20 protein-coding genes are annotated in these 21,824 nt (G+C 56.9%); 11 read left to right on the top strand and 9 right to left on the bottom strand.

Going from position 1 to position 21,824, the window contains the following annotated elements:
- Positions 1–84 precede the first annotated feature (84 nt).
- Both U5K34_RS11030 and U5K34_RS11035 read right to left on the bottom strand, forming a co-directional pair.
- On the bottom strand, positions 85–531 hold the full coding sequence (locus tag U5K34_RS11030; protein WP_416224079.1) for an NUDIX hydrolase: 447 nt from the start codon (positions 529–531) through the stop codon (positions 85–87).
- Positions 434–1,099 carry a pseudouridine synthase gene (locus tag U5K34_RS11035; protein WP_322568442.1) on the bottom strand — a complete coding sequence of 222 codons (666 nt, stop codon included), beginning with the start codon at positions 1,097–1,099 and terminating at the stop codon, positions 434–436. Before U5K34_RS11035 ends, U5K34_RS11030 begins: the two co-directional genes overlap by 98 nt.
- 184 nt (positions 1,100–1,283) lie before the next feature.
- On the opposite strand from U5K34_RS11035, the gene U5K34_RS11040 reads away from it, so the two are divergent.
- Entirely contained in the window at positions 1,284–4,136 is a 2,853-nt protein-coding gene (locus U5K34_RS11040; protein WP_322568443.1) for a putative bifunctional diguanylate cyclase/phosphodiesterase, read from the top strand.
- A 93-nt stretch (positions 4,137–4,229) separates the two neighbouring features.
- On the top strand, positions 4,230–5,489 hold the full coding sequence (gene icd / locus U5K34_RS11045; protein ID WP_322568444.1) for an NADP-dependent isocitrate dehydrogenase: 1,260 nt from the start codon (positions 4,230–4,232) through the stop codon (positions 5,487–5,489).
- A 103-nt stretch (positions 5,490–5,592) separates the two neighbouring features.
- Here icd and U5K34_RS11050 read toward each other — a convergent pair whose 3' ends face one another.
- The gene (locus U5K34_RS11050; RefSeq protein WP_322568445.1) at positions 5,593–5,811 is read right to left on the bottom strand and encodes a cold-shock protein; all 219 of its coding nucleotides are present in this window, start codon (positions 5,809–5,811) and stop codon (positions 5,593–5,595) included.
- 196 nt (positions 5,812–6,007) lie between these two features.
- Between U5K34_RS11050 and clpS the strand changes: the two genes are divergently transcribed.
- Together clpS and clpA are read left to right on the top strand one after the other, a co-directional pair.
- Positions 6,008–6,346, top strand: coding sequence for an ATP-dependent Clp protease adapter ClpS (clpS, locus tag U5K34_RS11055; RefSeq protein WP_322568446.1), 339 nt, complete (start codon positions 6,008–6,010; stop codon positions 6,344–6,346).
- A gap of 14 nt (positions 6,347–6,360) precedes the next feature.
- Positions 6,361–8,619, top strand: a complete 2,259-nt coding sequence (clpA, locus tag U5K34_RS11060; RefSeq protein ID WP_322568447.1) for an ATP-dependent Clp protease ATP-binding subunit ClpA — start codon at positions 6,361–6,363, stop codon at positions 8,617–8,619.
- A gap of 396 nt (positions 8,620–9,015) precedes the next feature.
- On the opposite strand, the gene infA is transcribed toward clpA, so the two are convergent.
- The 6 genes from infA to trxB form a co-directional block, all read right to left on the bottom strand.
- Positions 9,016–9,234, bottom strand: a complete 219-nt coding sequence (gene infA, locus U5K34_RS11065; RefSeq protein ID WP_322565704.1) for a translation initiation factor IF-1 — start codon at positions 9,232–9,234, stop codon at positions 9,016–9,018.
- A gap of 140 nt (positions 9,235–9,374) precedes the next feature.
- Complete coding sequence (locus U5K34_RS11070; RefSeq protein ID WP_322568448.1) at positions 9,375–9,611, bottom strand: hypothetical protein; 237 nt, start codon at positions 9,609–9,611, stop codon at positions 9,375–9,377.
- 232 nt (positions 9,612–9,843) lie between these two features.
- Positions 9,844–10,581: an arginyltransferase gene (locus tag U5K34_RS11075; protein WP_322568449.1), complete on the bottom strand. Its 738-nt coding sequence runs from the start codon at positions 10,579–10,581 to the stop codon at positions 9,844–9,846.
- Positions 10,582–10,696: 115 nt separating this feature from the next.
- The gene (gene aat, locus U5K34_RS11080; RefSeq protein ID WP_322568450.1) at positions 10,697–11,461 is read right to left on the bottom strand and encodes a leucyl/phenylalanyl-tRNA--protein transferase; all 765 of its coding nucleotides are present in this window, start codon (positions 11,459–11,461) and stop codon (positions 10,697–10,699) included.
- Positions 11,462–11,466: 5 nt separating this feature from the next.
- A complete protein-coding gene (locus U5K34_RS11085) occupies positions 11,467–12,615 on the bottom strand; it encodes a GNAT family N-acetyltransferase (RefSeq protein WP_322568451.1) in 1,149 nt (382 codons plus the stop codon).
- A 195-nt stretch (positions 12,616–12,810) separates the two neighbouring features.
- Positions 12,811–13,770 carry a thioredoxin-disulfide reductase gene (gene trxB / locus U5K34_RS11090; RefSeq protein ID WP_322568452.1) on the bottom strand — a complete coding sequence of 320 codons (960 nt, stop codon included), beginning with the start codon at positions 13,768–13,770 and terminating at the stop codon, positions 12,811–12,813.
- Positions 13,771–13,908: 138 nt separating this feature from the next.
- On the opposite strand from trxB, the gene ald reads away from it, so the two are divergent.
- The 7 genes from ald to serS form a co-directional block, all read left to right on the top strand.
- On the top strand, positions 13,909–14,964 hold the full coding sequence (gene ald, locus U5K34_RS11095; protein ID WP_322568453.1) for an alanine dehydrogenase: 1,056 nt from the start codon (positions 13,909–13,911) through the stop codon (positions 14,962–14,964).
- 70 nt (positions 14,965–15,034) lie between these two features.
- Positions 15,035–17,350 carry a DNA translocase FtsK gene (locus tag U5K34_RS11100; RefSeq protein WP_322568454.1) on the top strand — a complete coding sequence of 772 codons (2,316 nt, stop codon included), beginning with the start codon at positions 15,035–15,037 and terminating at the stop codon, positions 17,348–17,350.
- A 404-nt stretch (positions 17,351–17,754) separates the two neighbouring features.
- A complete protein-coding gene (lolA, locus tag U5K34_RS11105; protein ID WP_322568455.1) occupies positions 17,755–18,366 on the top strand; it encodes an outer membrane lipoprotein chaperone LolA in 612 nt (203 codons plus the stop codon).
- Positions 18,367–18,453: 87 nt separating this feature from the next.
- Positions 18,454–19,803, top strand: coding sequence for a replication-associated recombination protein A (locus tag U5K34_RS11110; RefSeq protein WP_416224088.1), 1,350 nt, complete (start codon positions 18,454–18,456; stop codon positions 19,801–19,803).
- Between the two features lie 341 nt (positions 19,804–20,144).
- Positions 20,145–20,519: a fluoride efflux transporter CrcB gene (gene crcB, locus U5K34_RS11115; protein WP_322568457.1), complete on the top strand. Its 375-nt coding sequence runs from the start codon at positions 20,145–20,147 to the stop codon at positions 20,517–20,519.
- The gene (locus U5K34_RS11120) at positions 20,516–20,824 is read left to right on the top strand and encodes a DUF190 domain-containing protein (protein WP_322568458.1); all 309 of its coding nucleotides are present in this window, start codon (positions 20,516–20,518) and stop codon (positions 20,822–20,824) included. Before crcB ends, U5K34_RS11120 begins: the two co-directional genes overlap by 4 nt.
- A gap of 14 nt (positions 20,825–20,838) precedes the next feature.
- Positions 20,839–21,824 (top strand): serine--tRNA ligase (gene serS / locus U5K34_RS11125; RefSeq protein WP_322568459.1); only part of this gene is annotated, 986 nt, incomplete at its 3' end.

A 21,824-nucleotide genomic window follows, 5' to 3' on the forward strand; every position in this document is an offset into this window, starting at 1 on the left:
AGGTAAATATTCTGAGATGATCAATTTTTCTCTGCGCCTCTGTGATCTCCGCGTTATATCCCAGAGAGTTTAAACAATGGACCGCTACTCGATGTCGCGATACAGGTCGAGAGCGAAACGCTGTCCCTGCAGGTAATCCTCGATGCTTTGCATTACCAGCGGGCTGCGCAGTTTATCCGCTTGTGCCAGTAATTCCTCCGGGCTGAGCCAGAGGGCGCGCAGGATGCCGTCGTCCAGTTCAAGGCGGGTATCCGCTTCACCGACGCTGCCGCAGAAGGCGTGGCGCACGAAGGTCAGACCGTTGTCCGGGTGCATCCAGCGATAGATGCCGGTGACGGCCTGTGGCTCGAACGGATGCGCGGTCTCTTCGAGGGTCTCGCGGATGACGGCATCGACGAAACTTTCCCCGGCTTCCACATGGCCGGCCGGCTGGTTAAGGACGATCCGGCCCTCGACGTCTTCCTCGACCATGAGAAAGCGGCCGTTTTGTTCGATCACCGCGGCGACGGTCAGGTGGGGCTGAAATGTCATGGGATTCGCAATACTGTTTCAGGGTGGGCCAGGGTTGCTCAATTTCCCGCCACTGTCCGGGTGGCAGCCCGTCCAGCGTCCAGGGGCCGATAGCATACCGGATCAGGCGCAGCGTCGGGTAGCCGACAGCGGCAGTCATGCGTCGCACCTGGCGGTTGCGACCCTCGCGCAGGACCAGCGAGAACCAGGCGGTGGGAATCGCTGCCCGATACCGGACCGGTGGCTGGCGGGGCCACAAGCCGGGCGGCTCCGACATCAGCGTGACTTCAGCCGGGGCGGTCAAACCGTCTTTCAATTCAATACCCTGGCGTAATTGTTCCAGTGCCGCTTCGGTGGGGACTCCCTCAACCTGAGCCCAATACGTCTTGGGGAGCTTGAAAGCCGGGTCGCTGATCCGGTTTTGCAGTGGTCCGTCATCGGTCAGCAGCAACAGGCCTTCACTGTCCTTGTCCAGGCGCCCGGCCGGATAAACACCGGGGTTTGCAAGGTAGTGGGCGAGGGTCTGTTCAACATTGTCGCCGCTGAACTGGCTTGCCACGTTATACGGCTTGTTGAGTGCGATCAGCATTTTCAGATTTACGGACAAAAAATCAACAACTTAAGCTGATTGAACATTAAAGTCGTGCCCGCCGGGCGCCGATAGAGATATTTAATATATATAAAAAACAATATTGTCTATCCTGATGTTACTGTCTTCCCTACAGCGGCGTTTTGCCATTCTTGCCCTGCTGGTCCTTGTAGGACTTGGTGGGATGATTGTCTATAGTCAGAACCAGGTTGACAAGACAACCCGGGAAGCGATTCAAAGTGTCGCGGAAGTCCGTCAGCTGGAACGGCAGGTCAACACGATTCGCAACAGCCTGCAAGGTCTCGAACAACGCGTCTATCGGCGCACGGTGATCTCCTATACCCGGGATGAAAGCGTCGAGCAGCAAATTCAACAATACATTGAGCAGCTTGACCGACAAATCAATACGTTATTTACGATATCAACCCGCCACAATAACTGGCAGGAAGCGGCGAAGCACGATCCGGAATCATTCGCCGCACTGACGGTCGAGTTAAAGAAGCACGTTCAACGACTCAAGCGTTATATCGGTTACTACAACATGGTAGCCGCCGATACCCGGCTCCGTTTTCCCTTTACTCGAGTAATCAACGATCGATTGTTACCATTGAACAATGATTTTGTGACGGCAATCAATACTGCCATTCAGAGCGTCGATTCGACAGGCGAGACATCGGATAATGAAAAGCTGAACAGGCTTTTGACTGACCTGCGCTATGCCTGGATTCAACAGACCAGCATTTTTCGCATGTTCGTTCTGTCACGTAGCGGTATGTTCGATACACCCCGTTCGGCCATGGAGGTGACACTCAATGATCGCAATCTTTTCTGGGGTGTTGTTGGCGAATTTCTTGAACAGTTGCACGAACTTGATCAGCAGGAAAAACTGCCCTTTGAGACGAGCTTTGCCGTGCAGAGAATGCGTGATATTTATGTTGAATATGCAAAATATTTTTCAGAGATCAAACCGACATTGATGTCGGATAGATGGCGAATCGATCATCTTTTTCTGCATGAAGAGTTACAGCCGGAATTTACCGCAACAACACGACTCATTAGCCAGATAAGTGAGAAAATAAAAAACCATTCCACGACAATTATCGATAAAACGCATGATGTGGCGGATCGAATCAACCTGATAATCTGGCTGTCGGGAATGATCTTTATTGGCCTGACGCTGGCCGGTTACCTGATGTTCGAGCGCTTGATTCGCCGCCCGGTGCGTATTGTGGCCGATGCGATGAACGCCGAAGCCAGCGGTCAGTCTTTTTATCCTATTATGCCCACGAATATCGAGGAAACCCGACTGCTGGTCGATGCGTTTCATAACATGCAGGAGCAGGTGCACTCACGCCAGGCCAGGCTGGAATCGATTCTGGACAATGCCGCCGAGGGTGTTATTACAATGGACGTCAATGGCGTGATCGAAAATTTCAATCAGGCAGCGGAGAATCTGTTTGGCTACAGTGCCGAAGAAGTTATTGGGCAAAATATTAATCAATTGTTTCCCCGCGAAACCCAGGGGCACCATGGTTCGTATATAAACCGCCTTTTTCAGGGCGATATTCGACCTACGGATTCAGAGATCGAGACAGTCGGGTTGCAAAAAGACGGTACGACTTTTCCGGTCTCAATCAAGGTGAGCGAAATGAATGTTGGCGGGAAACTGCTGTATACCGCGCTGGTCGACGATGTCAGTGAGCGCATTACCATGATCAGTAATCTGCGTCATCTGGCGGAACATGATTCCCTGACCGGACTGCACAACCGCTATTCTTTTCTGCAGGAGTTGGAGCGAGTCGTGCAACGGGCGACTCGCGGCATGCATGACGACGTTGCTCTGCTGTATATTGATATGGATAACTTTAAATATGTCAACGACACCATGGGTCACCTGGCTGGTGATAAGTTGTTAATTGACGTTGCCGGGATGCTGAAAAAACGCAGTCGTGAAACCGATCTGGTTGCGCGTATTGGCGGCGATGAGTTCGCGGTTATTCTCTATGATGTGGGGCAGGATGATGTATTGAAAGCCGCGGATGCTTTCCGAGAAAAGCTTGAACATTATCACTTTTCATTTGAAGGGGTCCTTGCCGATGTGGGGTGCTCGATCGGCGTGGCAATGGTCGAGCAGGGCGTCAGCAAGGATGAGTTGCTGGCACGCGCCGATCTCTCCTGTAATGCCGCCAAGCGCTCGGGGCGTAACAAGGTTCACATTTACAGCGAAGCCGACAAGCAGAATCTGGAAAATATTTCCGACGACATGGGCTGGGTACGTCGCATCAAGAATGCGTTGCGCAATAACCGCTTCATGTTTGTTGTTCAGCCCATCATGCAGGCAGGTACACATGAAATCAATCGCTGTGAAATTCTATTGCGTATGCTGGATGATGAGAGTCGGTTTATCATGCCAAGTGGTTTCATCCCGCCGGCCGAGCGATTCGGCCTGATGCCCGATATCGATCGCTGGGTAGTCAATCACGCCATCGATTATCTGGCGAACGATGCAGATGATCATTATAACCTGTCAATCAATCTGTCAGCTACGTCGTTTGATGATGAGGGGATGATCAATTTTATTACCGATAAAATCGGGCAAACAGGCATCGATCCGACCCGAATAACTTTCGAAATTACCGAGACGGTCGCGATGGCCAATCTTGAGCTGACCGCCACGTTTCTGGAACAGCTTCGAAGTCTCGGCTGTCGTACAGCGCTGGATGATTTCGGGGTAGGCTATTCCTCGTTTGCGTATCTCAAGGACCTGCCGGTGGATTATGTCAAGATCGACGGTTCCTTTGTCCGCGACATCGACAGTAACGAGCTGAACAAGGCGATTGTCAAATCCATGAACGATGTCGCCCAGGCCATGGGTAAATTGACCGTGGCCGAATTCGTGGAAACCGAGGCCGGAATGCGCATTCTCGAGCTGATTGGCGTCGATTACCTGCAAGGCTATTATATTGGCCGGCCCGAAATTCCGTCTTTCGAGAAACGGCGCATTACCCTTCGCCATAACGTTTGCTCCCTGCCCTGAGCCTGAATCCGGCCGGGTTGGCGTCGGGTATTCTGTCCGGCGCGTTAATCCTGATATAATAGACCTTTAATTTGCGATTTACAGGACAGAGGTATGGCTTACGACAAGATCGCCGTCCCCGCCGATGGTCAGGCCATCGCGGTTAATCCGGACAATTCCCTGTATGTGCCCGATAATCCCGTTATTCCGTACCTGGAAGGGGACGGGATTGGTATCGACATCACCCCGGTCATGCAGAAAGTCATCGATGCCGCGGTGGAAAAAGCCTACGGAGGCCAGCGCAAGCTGCACTGGATGGAAATCTACGCCGGGGAAAAATCCACCCGGCTCTACGGTTCGGATGTCTGGCTGCCGGATGAAACCCTGGACGCGATTCGCGAGTTCAGCGTGGCGATCAAGGGACCGCTGACCACGCCGGTCGGTGGCGGCATTCGCTCTCTGAATGTGGCCCTGCGCCAGGATCTGGACCTGTACGTCTGTCTGCGCCCGGTGCGCTATTACGACGGAACGCCGAGTCCGCTGAAAGAGCCCGAGAAAACCGACATGGTGATCTTCCGGGAAAATTCCGAGGACATCTACGCTGGCATTGAATGGGAAGCAGGCACCCCGGAAGTTAAAAAAGTCATTCAGTTCCTGCAGCAGGAGATGGGAGTCAACAAGATCCGGTTCCCGGAAAGCTCCGGCATCGGTATCAAACCGGTCTCCCGCGAGGGGACCGAACGACTGGTACGCAAGGCGATTCAGTACGCCATTGACAATGACCGGCCTTCGGTGACCCTGGTGCACAAGGGCAATATCATGAAATTCACCGAAGGGGCTTTCAAGCAATGGGGCTATGAGCTGGCCCAGCGGGAATTCGGCGCGCAGGAAATCGACGGCGGTCCCTGGTGCCGCTTCAAAAACCCGCAAACCGGTACCGAGATCGTCGTCAAGGACGTGATTGCCGATGCCTTCCTGCAGCAGATCCTGCTGCGCCCGGAAGATTATGACGTGGTGGCCACCCTCAACCTCAACGGCGACTATGTCTCCGATGCGCTGGCCGCCCAGGTCGGCGGGATCGGCATTGCTCCGGGTGCCAATCTGTCCGATACGGTGGCCCTGTTCGAGGCGACGCACGGCACCGCGCCCAAGTATGCCGGCCAGGACAAGGTCAACCCCGGCTCATTGATCCTCTCGGCCGAGATGATGCTGCGTCATCTGGGCTGGACCGAGGCGGCGGATCGGGTGGTGCTGGCCATGTCCCGCGCCATTGCCAACAAGACCGTGACCTACGACTTCGAACGGCTGATGGACGGGGCAACCCTGCTCAGCTGTTCGGGCTTCGGGGACGCGATGATCGAGCAAATGGACTGACAAAGCGGACTAGCGCACAGAAAAACCGCCCTTTGGGCGGTTTTTTTGTGGGTGAATGGGCCAATGGATTGCCGCTTGCGGCCGGCCTTGACCGCCCGGGCGGCTAGTGGGTGCCGGAATTGCGGGGGGTGACGGTGGTGGCGTGCATCCCCTTGGGACCCTGCTGGTATTCGAATTCGACTTGCTGGCCTTTTTTCAGGGTCTTGTAGCCCTCCATGCTGATGGCGGAGAAATGGGTAAAAATGTCATCTCCGCCGTTTTCCGGGGCGATAAACCCGTATCCCTTGGCATTACTGAACCATTTTACTGTACCTGTCGACATAATCTTTCAGCCTCCTTGTCCATCGACGGGGCAAGCGGCTTACCCCTTGTGTTGCCATGGAATTGCAGCGCACCCGGTCCGAAGCCGGATGCAACTTTCCCCCCAGACTATAGTCAAAATTGGATGAATTTCATCCGATCTGATGTACAAAAACAGGGATGGGCATCTCCCGCCCGCATCAGCTAAAATCGGCCCTATGAGTGACCCGAAACATACCCGCGAAAACCAGGATGACGGGCTGGCCCTTGAGGAGGCGAAGCCGAAACTCAAGCGCCCGCCCATGTATAAAGTTGTGCTGATAAATGACGACTACACTCCCATGGAGTTCGTCGTTCATGTATTACAGGCTTTTTTTGGCATGGATCGTGAAAAGGCGACCCATATCATGTTGAATGTTCATACCAGGGGCAAAGGCATCTGCGGCATCTATCCGCGCGATGTTGCCGAAACCAAGGTGGCACAGGTCAACGATTATTCAAGGCAGAACGAACATCCGTTACTCTGTACCCTGGAGCCGGATGCCGATGAGCAGTAGGCGAGGAGGTCGTCATGTTGAACAAAGACCTGGAAAAAACCCTGAACGAGGCCTTCAGACAGGCGCGCGAGCAGCATCATGAATTTATGACGGTCGAGCATCTGCTGCTGGCCCTGCTCGACAACCCTTCGGCCATTGAAGTGCTCAAGGCCTGTGGCGCCAACCTGGAGGCCCTGCGCCAGGATCTGGACAAGTTCCTCAGTGAAACTACACCACTGTTGCCGCCCCACGACGATCGCGAGACCCAGCCCACTCTCGGTTTTCAGCGCGTGCTGCAACGGGCCGTGTTTCATGTCCAGTCCTCCGGCAAACAGGAGGTCAGCGGCGCCAATGTGCTGGTCGCGATTTTCAGTGAACAGGAATCCCAGGCGGTCTACTTCCTGAAAAAACAGGATGTCAGCCGCCTTGAAGTGGTTAATTTTCTCTCCCACGGCATCAGCAAGGTGCAGGATGAGGAGCAGGTGGATGCCGAGAACCTGGCCGATGAAGAGGGCGAAGAGGGTGCGGCCAACCCGCTCAAGCAGTTCACCAGCAATCTCAACGAGATGGCACGCCAGGGCCGGATCGATCCGCTGATCGGCCGCAAGCACGAACTGGAACGCACCATTCAGGTTCTGTGCCGCCGGCGCAAGAACAACCCGCTGTTTGTCGGCGAGGCCGGGGTGGGCAAGACCGCGCTGGCCGAGGGGCTGGCCAAGAAGATCGTCGATGGCGAAGTACCGGAAATTCTGGCCGACAGCGTGATCTATTCGCTCGATCTGGGCACCCTGCTGGCCGGGACCAAATACCGGGGCGATTTCGAAAAACGGCTCAAGGCCGTGCTGGCCCAGTTGCACAAGCAGGAAGGGGCCGTGCTGTTCGTCGATGAAATCCACACCATCATCGGGGCGGGTGCCGCCTCCGGCGGGGCGATGGACGCTTCCAACCTGATCAAGCCGGTGCTGGCCTCCGGCGAGCTCAAATGCATCGGCTCGACCACCTATCAGGAATACCGCGGCATTTTCGAAAAAGATCGGGCGCTATCCCGCCGCTTCCAGAAGATTGACGTGCCTGAACCGACCGTGGACGAGTGCATCCAGATTCTCGAGGGGCTCAAATCCCGCTTCGAGGAACACCACAACGTGCGCTATACCCATCAGGCCCTGCGTCTGGCGGCGGAGCTGTCGGACCGGTACATCAATGATCGGCATCTGCCCGACAAGGCCATCGATGTGATCGACGAGGCCGGCGCCAACCAGCGTATGCAGCCGCCGTCCAAACGCAAGAAAACCATCGGGGTGAAGGAAATCGAGGCCATTGTCGCCAAGATCGCCCGCATTCCGCCCAAAACGGTCTCCTCCAGCGACATGGAAACCCTGCGCAACCTGGAGCGGGATCTCAAGCTGGTCATCTATGGGCAGGACGAGGCGGTCGATGGCCTGTCGGCGGCAATCAAACTCTCGCGCGCCGGGCTGGGCAATGACACCCGGCCGATCGGTTCGTTCCTGTTCGCCGGTCCCACCGGTGTGGGCAAGACCGAGGTGACCAAACAGTTGTCCCGGATTCTCGGCATCGAGCTGATTCGCTTCGACATGTCCGAATACATGGAACGGCACACCGTCTCCCGGCTGATCGGCGCGCCGCCGGGGTATGTCGGTTACGATCAGGGCGGACTGCTGACCGAGGAGATCAACAAGCATCCCCATGCCGTGCTGCTGCTGGATGAGATCGAAAAGGCCCATCCGGACGTCTTCAACCTGCTGCTGCAGGTGATGGATCACGGCACCCTGACCGACAACAACGGTCGCAAGGCCGATTTTCGTAATGTCATCATCGTCATGACCACCAATGCCGGCGCCGAGAACCTGTCACGCAGCTCCATCGGCTTCACCAAACAGGATCACTCCAGTGATGCCATGGAAGCGATCAAGAAGACCTTCACGCCGGAATTCCGCAACCGGCTGGATGCGGTGATCCAGTTCAAGCAACTGAGCCCGGACATCATCAGCCAGGTCGTCGACAAGTTCATGTTCGAATTCGAGGCCCAGCTGGAAGAGAAGGGCGTCAGCCTGGAAGTGGATGCCGAGGCGCGGACCTGGCTGGCCATGCGCGGCTACGATCCGACCATGGGCGCGCGGCCGATGGCGCGGGTGATTCAGGAGAACATCAAGAAGCCCCTGGCCGAAGCGTTGCTGTTCGGCAAGCTGGCCAATGGCGGCCATATCCGCATCAGCGTCGACAACGACGCACTGAGCTTCGAGATGGAAAGCAAGGACGAGCTGGCGACCAGCTAGTGCCGAGGGACGAGGTTGTTCAATCCGGATAGGGTGCGTTCTACGCACCGTCCGTACCAGAGGCCAGGTCCTGGGGAACAATATTCCAGCTGCGTAGGTCACGTTGGCGGTAGCCTACGTGACACTACCTTGAATCGAGGCAGGGGCGCCAGGTATCGCTGCGCGCAACCTGGCCTACAATTCTAGTGCCGAGGGACGAGGTTGTTTAATCCGATGTAGGCCGGACAAAGCGCGAGCGATGTCCGGCAGCTTGTGTCCGATACCGCGGAGTTTATGCCCGAAGGGTGCTTTATCGGGCCAACAGGCAAGGTTCCAGGAATCAATATACCAAGAGGTGTTGTTTTAACTAGAGACCAGTAACCAGCCCCCAGAACCTGCCAGGCCGCAGGCCTGGCATTAGCGATTGCGGAAGGTGATGCGGCCCTTGCTGAGGTCGTAGGGGGTCAGCTGGACGGTGACCTTGTCGCCGGTCAGGATGCGGATATAGTGTTTGCGCATTTTGCCGGAGATATGCGCGGTCACGATGTGACCGTTTTCGAGTTCAACCCGAAACGTGGTGTTGGGCAGGGTTTCCACCACCGTGCCCTCCATTTCAATGTGTTCTTCTTTAGCCATTCAGTAACTATCTCACTCTCCCCAAAACAGCGCGAATAATGCCTGATCCGGGGCCGATTTTCAAAGTAAATAGCGATATAGCGACGGATCCGGCCGTTTCAAGGCCGGCCGGCGGCAGGATGGGGCGGGAATTCGGGTACTCAGACGGCCACGGCGCGGCGCCAGTCCACCGGTGTCCAGTAGACGTGTGGATGTACGAGCTCATCGTCCAGGACGATTTCCATCCCCAGCAACTGGTTGATGATGTCCAGGTTGGGAATCTCGGCGAGATCGTCTTTCAGGCGGCCAAAGTGCTGAGGGTTCATATACAGCACGTTGGGGCGAAACCCCTGCTCCTGTTCGAACTCGTTGGCGAGACGATAAATGAAGCTCAACATAAGGCACCTCCTATGTTGTGAACCCCAGCGTGCCTGTTCAATATGACACTCCCATGACAGTGGAGTTCGGGTGGCCTTGTTGATTATATCGGCCCGCCACTCAGCGTGCTTTAATTCAATGAAAAACCAATTGTAAACGAATGTCACAATTATGATTCAGCGTTTTCAGGCAGGCTATAATGAAAGTTCAGACGTACTTTTTATTTGAAAAGGCGTCGATGCCACTACCCTGTTAACCGGACGCTTCCAGCTCGATCCATTGGCGACCGTCATACCCCTCCAGTGGCTGAAAGCGGCGTTTGTAGTCCATCTTGTCCGATTCTCCGATCCAGTAGCCCAGATAGAGATAGGGCCGTTGCCACTGTCGTGCGAGTTCAATCTGTTGCAGGATCGCCAGGGTGCCAGGACCCCGTTGCCGCCATTGCGGCTCAAAAAAGGTATATACCGCCGATAACCCATCATCCAGCACATCGGTGACCGCGACCGCCAGCAGTTGTTGTCGTGAACGAAATTCGATCAGGGTCGTCTCTGCCCAGTAGGAGTCGAGCACCCGCATGTAGGTATCGGGATCGTCATTATCCATGCCGCCGCCGGGATGACGATGCTGCATGTAGCGGCGATAGAGGTCGTAATGTTCGTCAATAAACTCGACCGGGCGGGTTGTCATTTGTACATCCCGGTTGGCCTTGAGTGTGCGACGTTGACTGCGATTGGGTTCGAAGCGGGTAACGGGAATGCGTACCGGCACACAGGCCCGGCAGCTACGGCAATGGGGTCGATAGATGTAATTGCCACTGCGACGGAAACCGATACTGGCCAGCGCCGAGTAATGAGCAGACTGAAGGAGCAGTGACGGGTCGACAAAGATCGAGGTTGCCTGACGATCGTCCAGGTAACTACAGGCGTGCTCCGGGCTGGCGAAAAACTGTAGCTCGTTGAGCACGGGGTGAAAGCTGTCGTGATCGGTCATGTCGGTTATGTCATCGGGTGTTTATCTCGAGTTCTAGAATAGCAATCTTGATGGGTCCGGGAAAACAGCTGAAACAGCCAATACACCGAGAAATCGAGTTGTTATCAGTGGTTCGTTACCTGTCGGTCGAGTCCTGGTTCTGGTCTGTCGCGATTCGCCCGGTCTCCTGTAACTGTCGGATCCGCTCGGCATCGATTGACCAGTTGCCGGGGTTGAGCGGTTCGCAATAGGTGTCCAGGTAACGGGTGAATTCCTGGCGGGGAATGTTTTGGGCGCCAAGACTGTTGAGGTGTTCCGTCTCCACCTGGCAGTCGACAAGCTGGAACTGCCAGGCGTGCAGATGCGCAACCAGGGTCACAAAGGCGATTTTTGAGGCGTCGCTCATGCGGGAAAACATCGATTCGCCGAAAAACACCTTGCCCAGTGCCACACCATACAGGCCACCGACCAGTTCATCGCCGTACCAGGCTTCCACCGAATGGGCATGCCCCGCTTCGTGAAACTGTCGATAGGCGTTTTGCATCTCCCGGGTGATCCAGGTGCCGAGTCCATCACGGCGTGGCAGGGCACACTGGCGCATAACCTCGGCAAAGGCGGTATCAAATGTGATCCGCAAGTGACCTTTTTTCAGGCTCTTGCGCAGGCTGCGGGAGATTTTCAGTGCCTGGGGAAACAGCACCGAACGGGGATCGGGCGACCACCAGAGAATCGGTTGTTCATCGCTGTACCAGGGGAAAATGCCGTGGCGATAGGCCGCCAATAACCGGGAGATTGACAGATCGCCGCCCAGGGCCAGTAACCCGTCGGGATCGCGCAATGCCTCTTCCACATCGGGAAACCAGTCAGGATAGTGGGGTGATAGCCAGTAGGGGGCGCTCATGCCGTTCAGGCCGATCGTTTAAACGGTGAGTGAGCCTCCAGCTCCAGCATGTAATCTTCCACCGCTTCGCGTTCGTGATCCAGATAGCGGGTCAGTCCTTCACGAAAGCCTTCGTGGGCGATCCAGTGTGCCGACCACGTCGGTACAGGTAAAAACCCACGGCTGATCTTGTGTTCACCCTGGGCACCGGGCTCGAAGCGTTGCAAGCCATGTTCAATGCAGTAATCGAGCCCCTGATAATAACAGGCCTCGAAATGCAGGCTGTGAAAATCGTGACTGCAACCCCAGTGTCGGCCATACAAGGTGTCGTGGCCACAGATATTGAACGCCGCCGCCACGTACTCTCCCTGGTATCTGGCCAGGACCACCACCACATTGCGTGGCATTGTTTCGCCGATTTCCATAAAAAAGCCCTGCGAGAGCGTCGGGATACCGCTTTTGCGTTCAAAAGTATTGCGGTAAAAACGGTGATAAATATCCCAGTGTTCCGCTTCCATCTCGTCGCCATGACGGATTTCGATTTCGACACCTTGCTCCTGCACCATGCGTCGTTCCCGTTTCACTTTTTTGCGCTTTTGCTGGGTGAAGTGCGACAGGTAATCATCAAAGTCACGGTAACTGTTGTTCTGCCAGTGAAACTGACAACCCAGGCGCATCAGATAACGAGAATCCGTCTCAAACCGTGGTGTGTCCCGCGCATCGGTAAACAACCAGTGCAGGGATGACATGCCGGTTTGTTGTGCATGTTGCGTGGCGGCATCGATTAATTGTGCGGCACAGGTGTCAAAATCTTTATCCGGACGCACCAGCAGGCGCGGGCCGGTGGCGGGCGTGTAGGGAATGGCGACCACCAGTTTGGGATAGTAGTGCAGGCCGGCCCGATGCCAGGCATCGGCCCAGGCCCAGTCAAACACAAACTCGCCGTAGGAATTGTCCTTGATGTACATCGGCGCGGCAGCCACCGGAACGCCGTCTTCCTCGATCAGGACATATTGCGGATACCAGCCGTACAACTCACCGACGGCATTATGTTTTTCCAAAGCACGCAAAAACTCATACCGTACAAATGGAAAACGCCCGTCGGAGAGGGCGTTCCATTGCTCGGCGGAAACCTCGGCGAGACTTTCCAGTATCCGGGTTGTCATAAAGCTCATTTCTTGAAGTCATTGGGAATAACGCAAAGAACGCAAAGGCGCAAAGGTCGCAAAGTTTTTAATCTGGATATTTGGTAGGCAGTCAATAAACTTCCGAAGTCATTAATCGCAAGATTAAATAATAATTTTCTTTGCGTTCTCAGCGTCTTTGCGTCCTCCGCGTTACCTTCCAGAGCGTCAGCTATTACCAGCCCGTCAGGCGTTTTCCTCTTTGTCGAGGTAGCGTTCGGCGTCGAGCGCGGCCATGCAGCCGGTGCCGGCGGAGGTGACGGCCTGGCGGTAGATGTGATCGGAAACATCGCCGGCGGCGAACACACCCGGGACGCTGGTGGCGGTGGCATCGCCTTTGGTGCCGCTTTTAACCGAGATATAGCCGCCTTCCATGTCGATCTGACCTTCGAAGATGTCGGTGTTGGGTTTGTGGCCGATGGCAATGAACACACCCATGACTTCAATTTCTTTGGTACTACCGTCTTCGGAGCTCTTGAGGCGCAGGCCGGTGACGCCCGAGTTATCGCCCAGCACTTCATCCAGTTCATGGTTCCATTCGATACTGACGTTGCCGTTTTTGGCTTTCTCCATCAGCTTGTCGGAGAGGATTTTCTCCGAACGGAATTTGTCGCGACGGTGAATGACGGTGACATGGTCGGCAATGTTGGATAAAAACAATGCTTCTTCGACGGCGGTGTTGCCGCCGCCGACCACGGCCACTTTGCGGCCGCGATAGAAAAAGCCGTCACAGGTCGCGCAGGCAGACACCCCCTTGCCTCGGAAGGTCTCTTCCGACGGGATACCCAGATACATGGCGGAGGCGCCGGTGGCGATGATCAGCGCGTCGCAGGTATACACACCGCTGTCGCCGGTCAGGGTATAGGGCTTTTGTTTCAGATCAACCTTGTTAATGTGGTCAAACACGATCTCGGTTTCGAAACGTTCGGCATGCTGTTTCATGCGTTCCATCAATCCCGGTCCCTGCAGACCTTCGACATCGCCGGGCCAGTTATCCACCTCGGTGGTGGTCATCAATTGGCCACCCTGTTCCAGGCCGGTGATCAGTACCGGATTGAGGTTAGCGCGCGCGGCATAGACGGCCGCGGTGTAACCGGCGGGACCGGATCCCAGAATAAGCAGGCGACAGTGTTTGGCTTCACTCATGTGTTAGACTCCGGATGCATGTGATTGATTTATTGTTCGATTTCCTTAAACAGACAGCCAAAACCGGAACAGGTTCAGCCTGTAGAAGGGGAAGTGCCTGTAGTCTACGGAATGCCGACAGGAGGGTAAAGGCGTAACATGAGAATCGGAGTTCCCCGCGAGATCAAGATTCAGGAAGGGCGAGTCGCGCTGATCCCCGATGCGGTCGATGAACTGATCCGCCATGATCATCAGGTCTTTATTCAAAGCGGCGCCGGTCAGTATAGCGGTTATGAGGATGAGGCCTATCGGGCCCGTGGTGCGCAGATTGTCGCCAATGCCGCCGAACTGTTCGAGGCGGCGGAATTGCTCGTCAAGGTCAAGGAACCCCAGAGCGAGGAACTGGATCGTCTGCGTGCCGATCATGTGCTGTTTTCCTACCTGCATCTGGCCGCCGCGCCGCAACTAACCCGGGCGCTGAAGGAGATCGGCCTGACCGCGCTGGCGTTTGAAACCGTCACCGATGCCCATAACCGGCTGCCGCTGCTGGCGCCGATGAGTGATATTGCCGGGCGCATCGCCAGCCAGACCGGCAGCAATCTGCTCTATCACCATCAGGGCGGTCGCGGGGTATTGCTGGGCGGGGTGCCGGCCACGGAGCGGGGGCAGGTGGTGATTCTCGGTGCCGGGGTCGCCGGCACCAGCGCGGCGCGCATGGCTGCCGGTATGGGGGCGCAGGTGACCATCTTCGACCGCGATCGGGACAAACTGCAACAGGCTCGCCTCATCGGTCCCAATGTGACCGGACGTCACGCCTATACCAGCGCCATCGAAGAGGCCGTTCAGTCGGCCGATCTGCTGATTGGCGCGGTACTGATCCCCGGTGCCAGAAGCCCCCATCTGGTCTCGGCCGAAACAGTCCGGCACATGCCGGCCGGCAGTGTGATTATCGATATTTCGGTCGACCAGGGGGGGTGTATCGAAACCACCCGCCCGACCAGCTACGACGAGCCCACGTTCCTCTGGGAGGGGGTGCTGCATTACGGGGTCACCAACATGCCGGGCGCCGTGCCCAGAACGGCCTCCCAGGCGTTGTCTGCCGCCCTGGTTCCCTATATCCTGCGACTGGCCGAGCCGGGCTGGGAGAGCCGGCCGGACCTCGCCGCGGGGCTCAATATCCGGGCCGGCAAGATGGTTCTGGCCGCCTTGCAATAACTGTATATATATTGCGATTATTCTTATAATTTAGTAAGTTATATTACTTTCCTCATAAAGAAGATAAACTTTGCCCCAGGCCAAGAAGACAGCCACCGAAGCCAAAAGCCCGCCCCTGGCCAGCCACCTGCAACGAGCGCTGAAAGAGGGGGCATTGTATGTGTTCAGCTTTACCGCGCTCTATTTCCTGCTGGCGCTCTTCAGCTACCACCCGGTGGACCCGGGCTGGTCCCACAGCGGCGGGGCGCAACCGCGTATCGCCAATCTGGGGGGGCCGACCGGCGCCTGGCTGGCCGACGTCTTTTTAAGCCTGTTCGGCTATCTGGCCTACCTGTTCCCGATCATGGTGGCCTACGCCGGCTGGCGACTGTACCGCGATCGGCGCAATGTTCACCCCTTTGATATTCGCGGCTTCGGGTTGCGGGTCAGCGGCTTTGTGCTGACCCTGCTGGCCGGCTGCGGACTGGCCAGCCTGCACGATGTCGGCGGTGTCAGCCCGTTGCCGGTCAATGCCGGGGGCATCCTGGGCGATTATGTGGCCACCAATATGGCCGCGGCATTCAGCTTTCTGGGCGCCACGCTGCTGCTGCTGGCGCTGTTTTTGAGCGGCGTGACCCTGTTTACCCACCTTTCCTGGTTGTGGCTGATGGACTCTCTGGGCGCCCTGACACTGCGCCTTTTCTATGCACTGCGGGGGGCGTTTACCCGCGTCCTGAGCGCGGTCCAGGAACGTCGGGCGCGCCAGCAGCATCAGCAGCAGTATACCGCCAAGGTCGAAAAGCAGAAGGTGAAAGAGGCCAAACGCACGCCGCCGGTGATCCAGCGCGAAGAAAAACCGGCCACTCCCAGCAAACGGGTCGAGCGCGAGCGCCAGGTGCCTCTGTTTACCAATAGCGAGACGGGCGCCTTGCCGCCGTTGTCGCTGCTGGATGACACCCAGCCCGGGGATCGCAACGAAATTTCCGAAGAGGCCTTGCAGGCCATGGGTCGCCAGGTGGAACTCAAGCTGCAGGATTTCGGGATCGAGGGTGAAGTGGTGGCCGTCCATCCCGGCCCGGTCATTACCCGCTTCGAGCTGCAACCGGCGGCCGGCGTGAAGGTCAACCAGATTAGTAACCTGGCCAAGGATCTGGCCCGCGCCCTGTCGGCGGTCAGTGTGCGGGTCGTCGAGGTTATCCCGGGCAAGACCACGGTCGGGCTGGAGATCCCCAACCAGCAGCGCGAAGTGGTGCGTCTCAGTGACACCCTCAAGGCCCCCGAATTCGCCGACGCCAAATCACCGCTGACCCTGGCACTGGGCAAGGATATCAGCGGCAATCCCACGGTCGCCGATCTGGCCCGCATGCCGCATCTGCTGGTGGCCGGGACCACCGGCGCCGGCAAATCGGTGGCCCTGAACGCCATGATCCTGAGCCTGCTGTATAACGCCAGCCCCAGGGATGTACGGCTGATTCTGATCGATCCGAAGATGCTGGAACTGTCGATCTACGACGGCATTCCCCATCTGCTGTCGCCGGTGGTCACCGATATGAAAGATGCCGCCAACGCGCTGCGCTGGTGTGTGGCGGAAATGGATCAACGTTATCGCTTGATGTCCGCGCTCAAGGTACGCAACATCGCCGGCTTCAATCGCAAGGTGCGTGAAGCACAGGAGGCCAAACAGCCGCTCCTCGATCCGCTGCATCCGGCCGATTCGGAACTGCCGGCTCAGGAACTGCAACCCATGCCGTATATCGTGGTGGTGGTGGACGAGCTGGCCGACATGATGATGGTGGTCGGCAAGAAAGTCGAAGAGCTGATCGCCCGCCTGGCCCAGAAAGCCCGCGCTTCGGGCATTCACCTGATCCTGGCGACCCAGCGGCCTTCGGTCGATGTGTTGACCGGCCTGATCAAATCCAACATTCCGACGCGGATTGCCTTTCAGGTTTCCTCGCGCATCGATTCACGCACCATTCTCGATCAGATGGGTGCCGAACAACTGCTGGGCCACGGCGATATGTTGTACCTGCCGCCGGGCGCCGGCCTGCCGGTGCGGATTCACGGTGCCTTCGTCGACGATCACGAAGTCCACAACGTGGTCGACAATCTGAAAAAGAGCGGCCAGCCCCAGTATCTTGAGGAAGTCCTCAACGGGCCGGCCGACGCCGGAGGCGGTGCCAGCGGCAATGGCGGTGATGACGCCGAAGCCGACCCGCTCTATGATGAGGCGGTCCAGATCGTTACCGAAACCCGCCGTGCCTCGATCTCCGGGGTACAGCGCCGCCTGCGTATCGGCTATAACCGGGCCGCGCGTCTGGTGGAAGCCATGGAACTGGCCGGGGTGGTCGGGCCACTGGAATCCAACGGCAACCGCGAGGTGCTGGCACCACCCCCACCGAAAGAATGAACCGTGAGCGCGCGAGATGGTCAGAGCGTGAGAGCGTGAGAGCGTGAGAGCGTGAGAGCGTGAGAGCGTGAGAGCGTGAGAGCGTGAGGGCGTAAGAGCGTGAGAGCGTGAGAGCGTGAGAACGGGAGAACGTGAGAGCGTAAGAACGTAAGAGCGTAAGAACGTAAGATTGTAAGAACGTAAGATCGTAAGATTGTAAGATCGTAAGATACGGGAGATCGTAAGATCGTAATGACACTCTAACGACTAACGACTAACGACTAACGACTGCAACGATCGTAAGACTGACTAACGACTAACGACTAACGACTAACGACTAACGACTAACGACTAACGACTAACGACTAACGACTAACGACTAACGACTAACGACTAACGACTAACGACCAAGAGAATCGGTACGTATGTTGAAGCAAATTGTAATAACCGTGATGACCGGTTTGCTGTTCAGTCTCCCGGTGCAGGCCGCGCCGACCATCGAGGATTATTTTGGCAACCTCGACAGTTTTGAGGCGCGTTTTGTGCAGCGGCTGTTCAGTCCCGAGCAGGAACTGGAAGAGGAAAGTCACGGTATCATCAAAATCAAGCGACCCGATCGGTTTTACCTCAAATATACCCGGCCCTACGAACAGCTGTATGTTGCCGACGGTCATCGGCTCTGGTCTTATGATGCCGATCTGGAGCAGATTATCGTCAAACAGCAAGAAAATCTGTTACGTGATACGCCGGCGATGATTCTCAGCAATCCCGGGAATCTGCAACGCCAGTACCGGATCGAACCGTATACCGATGAAGGTGAGCTGAACTGGTTTCGCCTGATTCCCAAAAGCAACGAAAACCAGTTCGAAGAGATCCAGCTGGGCTTCGATGCCGAACAGATTCGGATCATGGAACTGAAAGACGGCTTTGGCCGGATTACCCGGCTGGAATTCGACGATATCCGCCGTAACCCATCCTTTACAGCCGAGACATTCCGTTTCACACCACCGCCCGGCGTGGATGTCCTCGAACAGTAGTTTTATTGCGCTATTGCAGGGTAATAATGGCTTAACCACTTATCAAGTTGGCAACGAACCTGATTTATCATGCCCGATACCCCCGACATGTTTCAGTCCGACAGCCAGAGCGATCAGTCCGGCAGTGAACTGGCCTGGCGGCCGCTGGCGGATCGTATGCGCCCGCAGTCACTGGACGAGATTGCGGGGCAGGGCCATTTACTGGCCGCAAGCAAACCCCTGCGTCAGGCGATCGAATCGGGCAAGTTGCATTCGATGATCTTCTGGGGACCGCCCGGTACTGGCAAGACCACGCTGGCGCGAATGATCGCCCGCTATTGCGATGCCGAGTTTCTCAGCATTTCGGCTGTGCTCTCCGGCGTCAAGGAGATCCGTGCCGCCATTAGCCGGGCCCAGGAGGTACAGCAACAACAGAACCGCCCCAGCGTGTTGTTCGTGGACGAAGTGCACCGGTTTAACAAATCCCAGCAGGATGCGTTTTTGCCCTATGTGGAAAACGGCACGGTGACGTTCATCGGTGCGACTACCGAAAATCCCTCCTTTGAACTGAACAATGCCCTGTTATCCCGGGCCCGGGTCTATGTGCTCAAGGCGCTGGAGAGCGAGGACATTCTGCAGGTAATCGAACGGGCATTGGGTGATTCCGAGCGCGGGCTGGCAAAGATAAATCTGGAAATCGCGCCCGACTTGCTACAGCGTCTGGCCGAGGCCGCCGATGGCGATGCCCGGCGCGCGCTCAATTTACTGGAGATTGCGACCGAGCTGGCCGAGGACGTCGATGGCCGCGCCCGGATCACGGAGCAAACCCTGGCCGAAGTGCTGGGCAGCGGACTGCGCCGTTTCGACAAGCAGGGCGAGGCGTTTTACGATCAAATCTCCGCCTTGCATAAATCCGTGCGCGGTTCCGCCCCGGATGCCGCGCTGTACTGGTTCGTGCGCATGATCGACGGTGGCTGCGATCCGCTGTATATCGCCCGGCGGGTGGTGCGCATGGCGAGCGAGGATATTGGCAACGCGGATCCGCGGGCGCTGACGATCGCGCTGCATGCCTGGGATGTTCAGGAGCGGCTCGGCAGTCCGGAAGGCGAGCTGACCATCGCCCAGGCGGTGGTCTATATGGCCTGTGCAGCCAAGAGCAATGCCGTCTATAGTGCCTTCAACCAGGCCCGGGCGGATGTCCAGCAGGCCGGTTCGGATGAAGTCCCCATTCATCTGCGTAACGCCCCGACCCGGTTGATGAAAGAGCTGGGTTACGGCAAGGCCTATCGTTACGCCCATGATGAACCCGAAGCCTATGCCGCCGGCGAGACCTATTTTCCCGAGAGCTTTGGCGAGCGACGCTATTATTATCCGGTGGATCGCGGCCTGGAGATCAAGATCGCCGAAAAACTGGCCCATTTGCGCGAGCTGGATAAAAAAAATCGTGGTTCGGATTGAGCGCGATTCGCCGATGCCGTGCTGGCGGATCACCGAACACATTTATGCCCGTTGTTTGGGTACTGAAGCCAGTGATAACACTGAAAAGTACGGAAGGGGCAGGTCAGGTTGCGCACAGGCGCTGAAAGATACTGAAAATGCATTTCTTCATCGGCGGTCAGGCGCAGGTCACGCTGGCGATAGCCTGCGTGACATTCTGACTGTTTGTCGTGTCATCGGTGACTTCGGTGTGTTCAGTGGTTAAACAGCAAGGGTGATTGTCAGTCCCGGAGCAGGATATCCGTTTTGCCGGGCCGTCGGATTTTGATTATCATGCCCCTTTATCGTTCCGGAGGCGCTCGGTGTTGCAGATTCTGGCCATTGCCGTGGGCGGCGCCGTCGGTTCGGTGCTGCGCTTTACGCTCTCCGGCGGCGTGCATCAGCTGTTGGGGCGGGAGTTTCCCTACGGCACCCTGAGCGTCAACGTCCTGGGTTCGCTGTTGATGGGCTTCCTTTATGTTGTCTTGCTGGAGCGGGCCAGTCTGGGGCCGGAGTGGCGTGCCTTGTTGCTGATCGGCTTGCTCGGCGCGTTTACCACGTTTTCGACCTTTTCCCTGGAAACGCTGAACCTGATCGAAAGCGGTGCGTTGCTCAAGGCCGGGCTGAATATTTTGCTGAGTGTCACGCTCTGTCTGTTTGCCGCGTGGCTGGGCATGTTGGGAGGACGTCAATTATGAATCATCGGCAAGTGACCATGGTCCGGATCTATCTGACCGAAGGCGAGGCCCAGCTTGATACCCTGATGCGGCGCCTGCACGACTGGGAAAAGGCCAGCGGCGTGACCGTATTTCGCGGGATCTCCGGATTCGGGGAGTCGGGCGAGATACACCATTCGGGTCTGCTCGATCTGTCGCTCAATCTGCCTGTTGTGGTGGAGTTCTTCGATACACCCGAGAAGGTCGAGGCGATCGTGGAACACCTGAATGAATTCATCAAACCCGGTCATATCGTCACCTGGGACGCCCGGGTGAATATCCAATAAACAGAAGGTTTTTTATGCTGGATCCCAAACGGTTACGTAACGACTTGCAGGGGTGTGCCGCGCAACTGGCACGCCGCGGTTATCAACTGGAGACCGACACTATCGAGTCGCTGGAAGAGCAGCGCAAGCAGCTCCAGGTAAAGACTCAGGAGCTGCAGGCCGAACGCAATGCCCAATCCAAAGCCATCGGCCAGGCCAAGGCCAAAGGCGAGGATGCCGCACTGATTCTCGAGGCCGTGGCCGATCTGGGTGATCGGCTCAAGATGGCCGAGACACAACTGCAGGAAGTTCAGCAGCAACTGGACGCGATCCTGCTCGGCATCCCGAACATCCCGCAGGCCGATGTGCCCGATGGACGGGATGAAGACGATAACCTGGAGATCCGCCGCTGGGGCGAGCCGCGCGAACTCGATTTTGCGCCCCGGGACCATGTGGATCTGGGCGAGCAGATCGGGGGGCTCGATTTTGATACCGCCGTCAAACTCACCGGTTCCCGCTTTGCCGTCATGAGCGGCGGCATCGCCCGGCTGCACCGGGCGTTGATCCAGTTCATGCTCGATCTGCATACCACCGAACATGGCTATACCGAAACCTATGTACCGTATATCGTCAACGCGGAGAGTTTGCGCGGGACCGGCCAGTTACCCAAGTTCGAGGAAGATCTGTTCAAGCTGCACCACGAGCAGGATTTTTATCTGATTCCCACCGCCGAGGTCCCGGTGACCAACATCGTGCGCGATGTGATCGTCGAGGACGAAGATATGCCGCGCAAATACGTGGCCCATACGCCCTGTTTTCGCAGCGAGGCCGGCTCCTACGGCAAGGACACCCGGGGCATGATTCGCCAGCATCAGTTCGAGAAGGTGGAGCTGGTGCAGATCGTGCGCCCGGCCGATTCGCTGGCGGCCCATGAAGAGCTCACCGGCCACGCCGAAGCGGTGTTACAGAAACTGGAACTGCCGTACCGGGTCGTCGATCTGTGTACCGGGGATATCGGCTT

It is taken from the genome of Thiohalophilus sp., assembly GCF_034521165.1.
In the GTDB taxonomy this organism is placed as follows: Bacteria; Pseudomonadota; Gammaproteobacteria; order UBA6429; family Thiohalophilaceae; genus Thiohalophilus.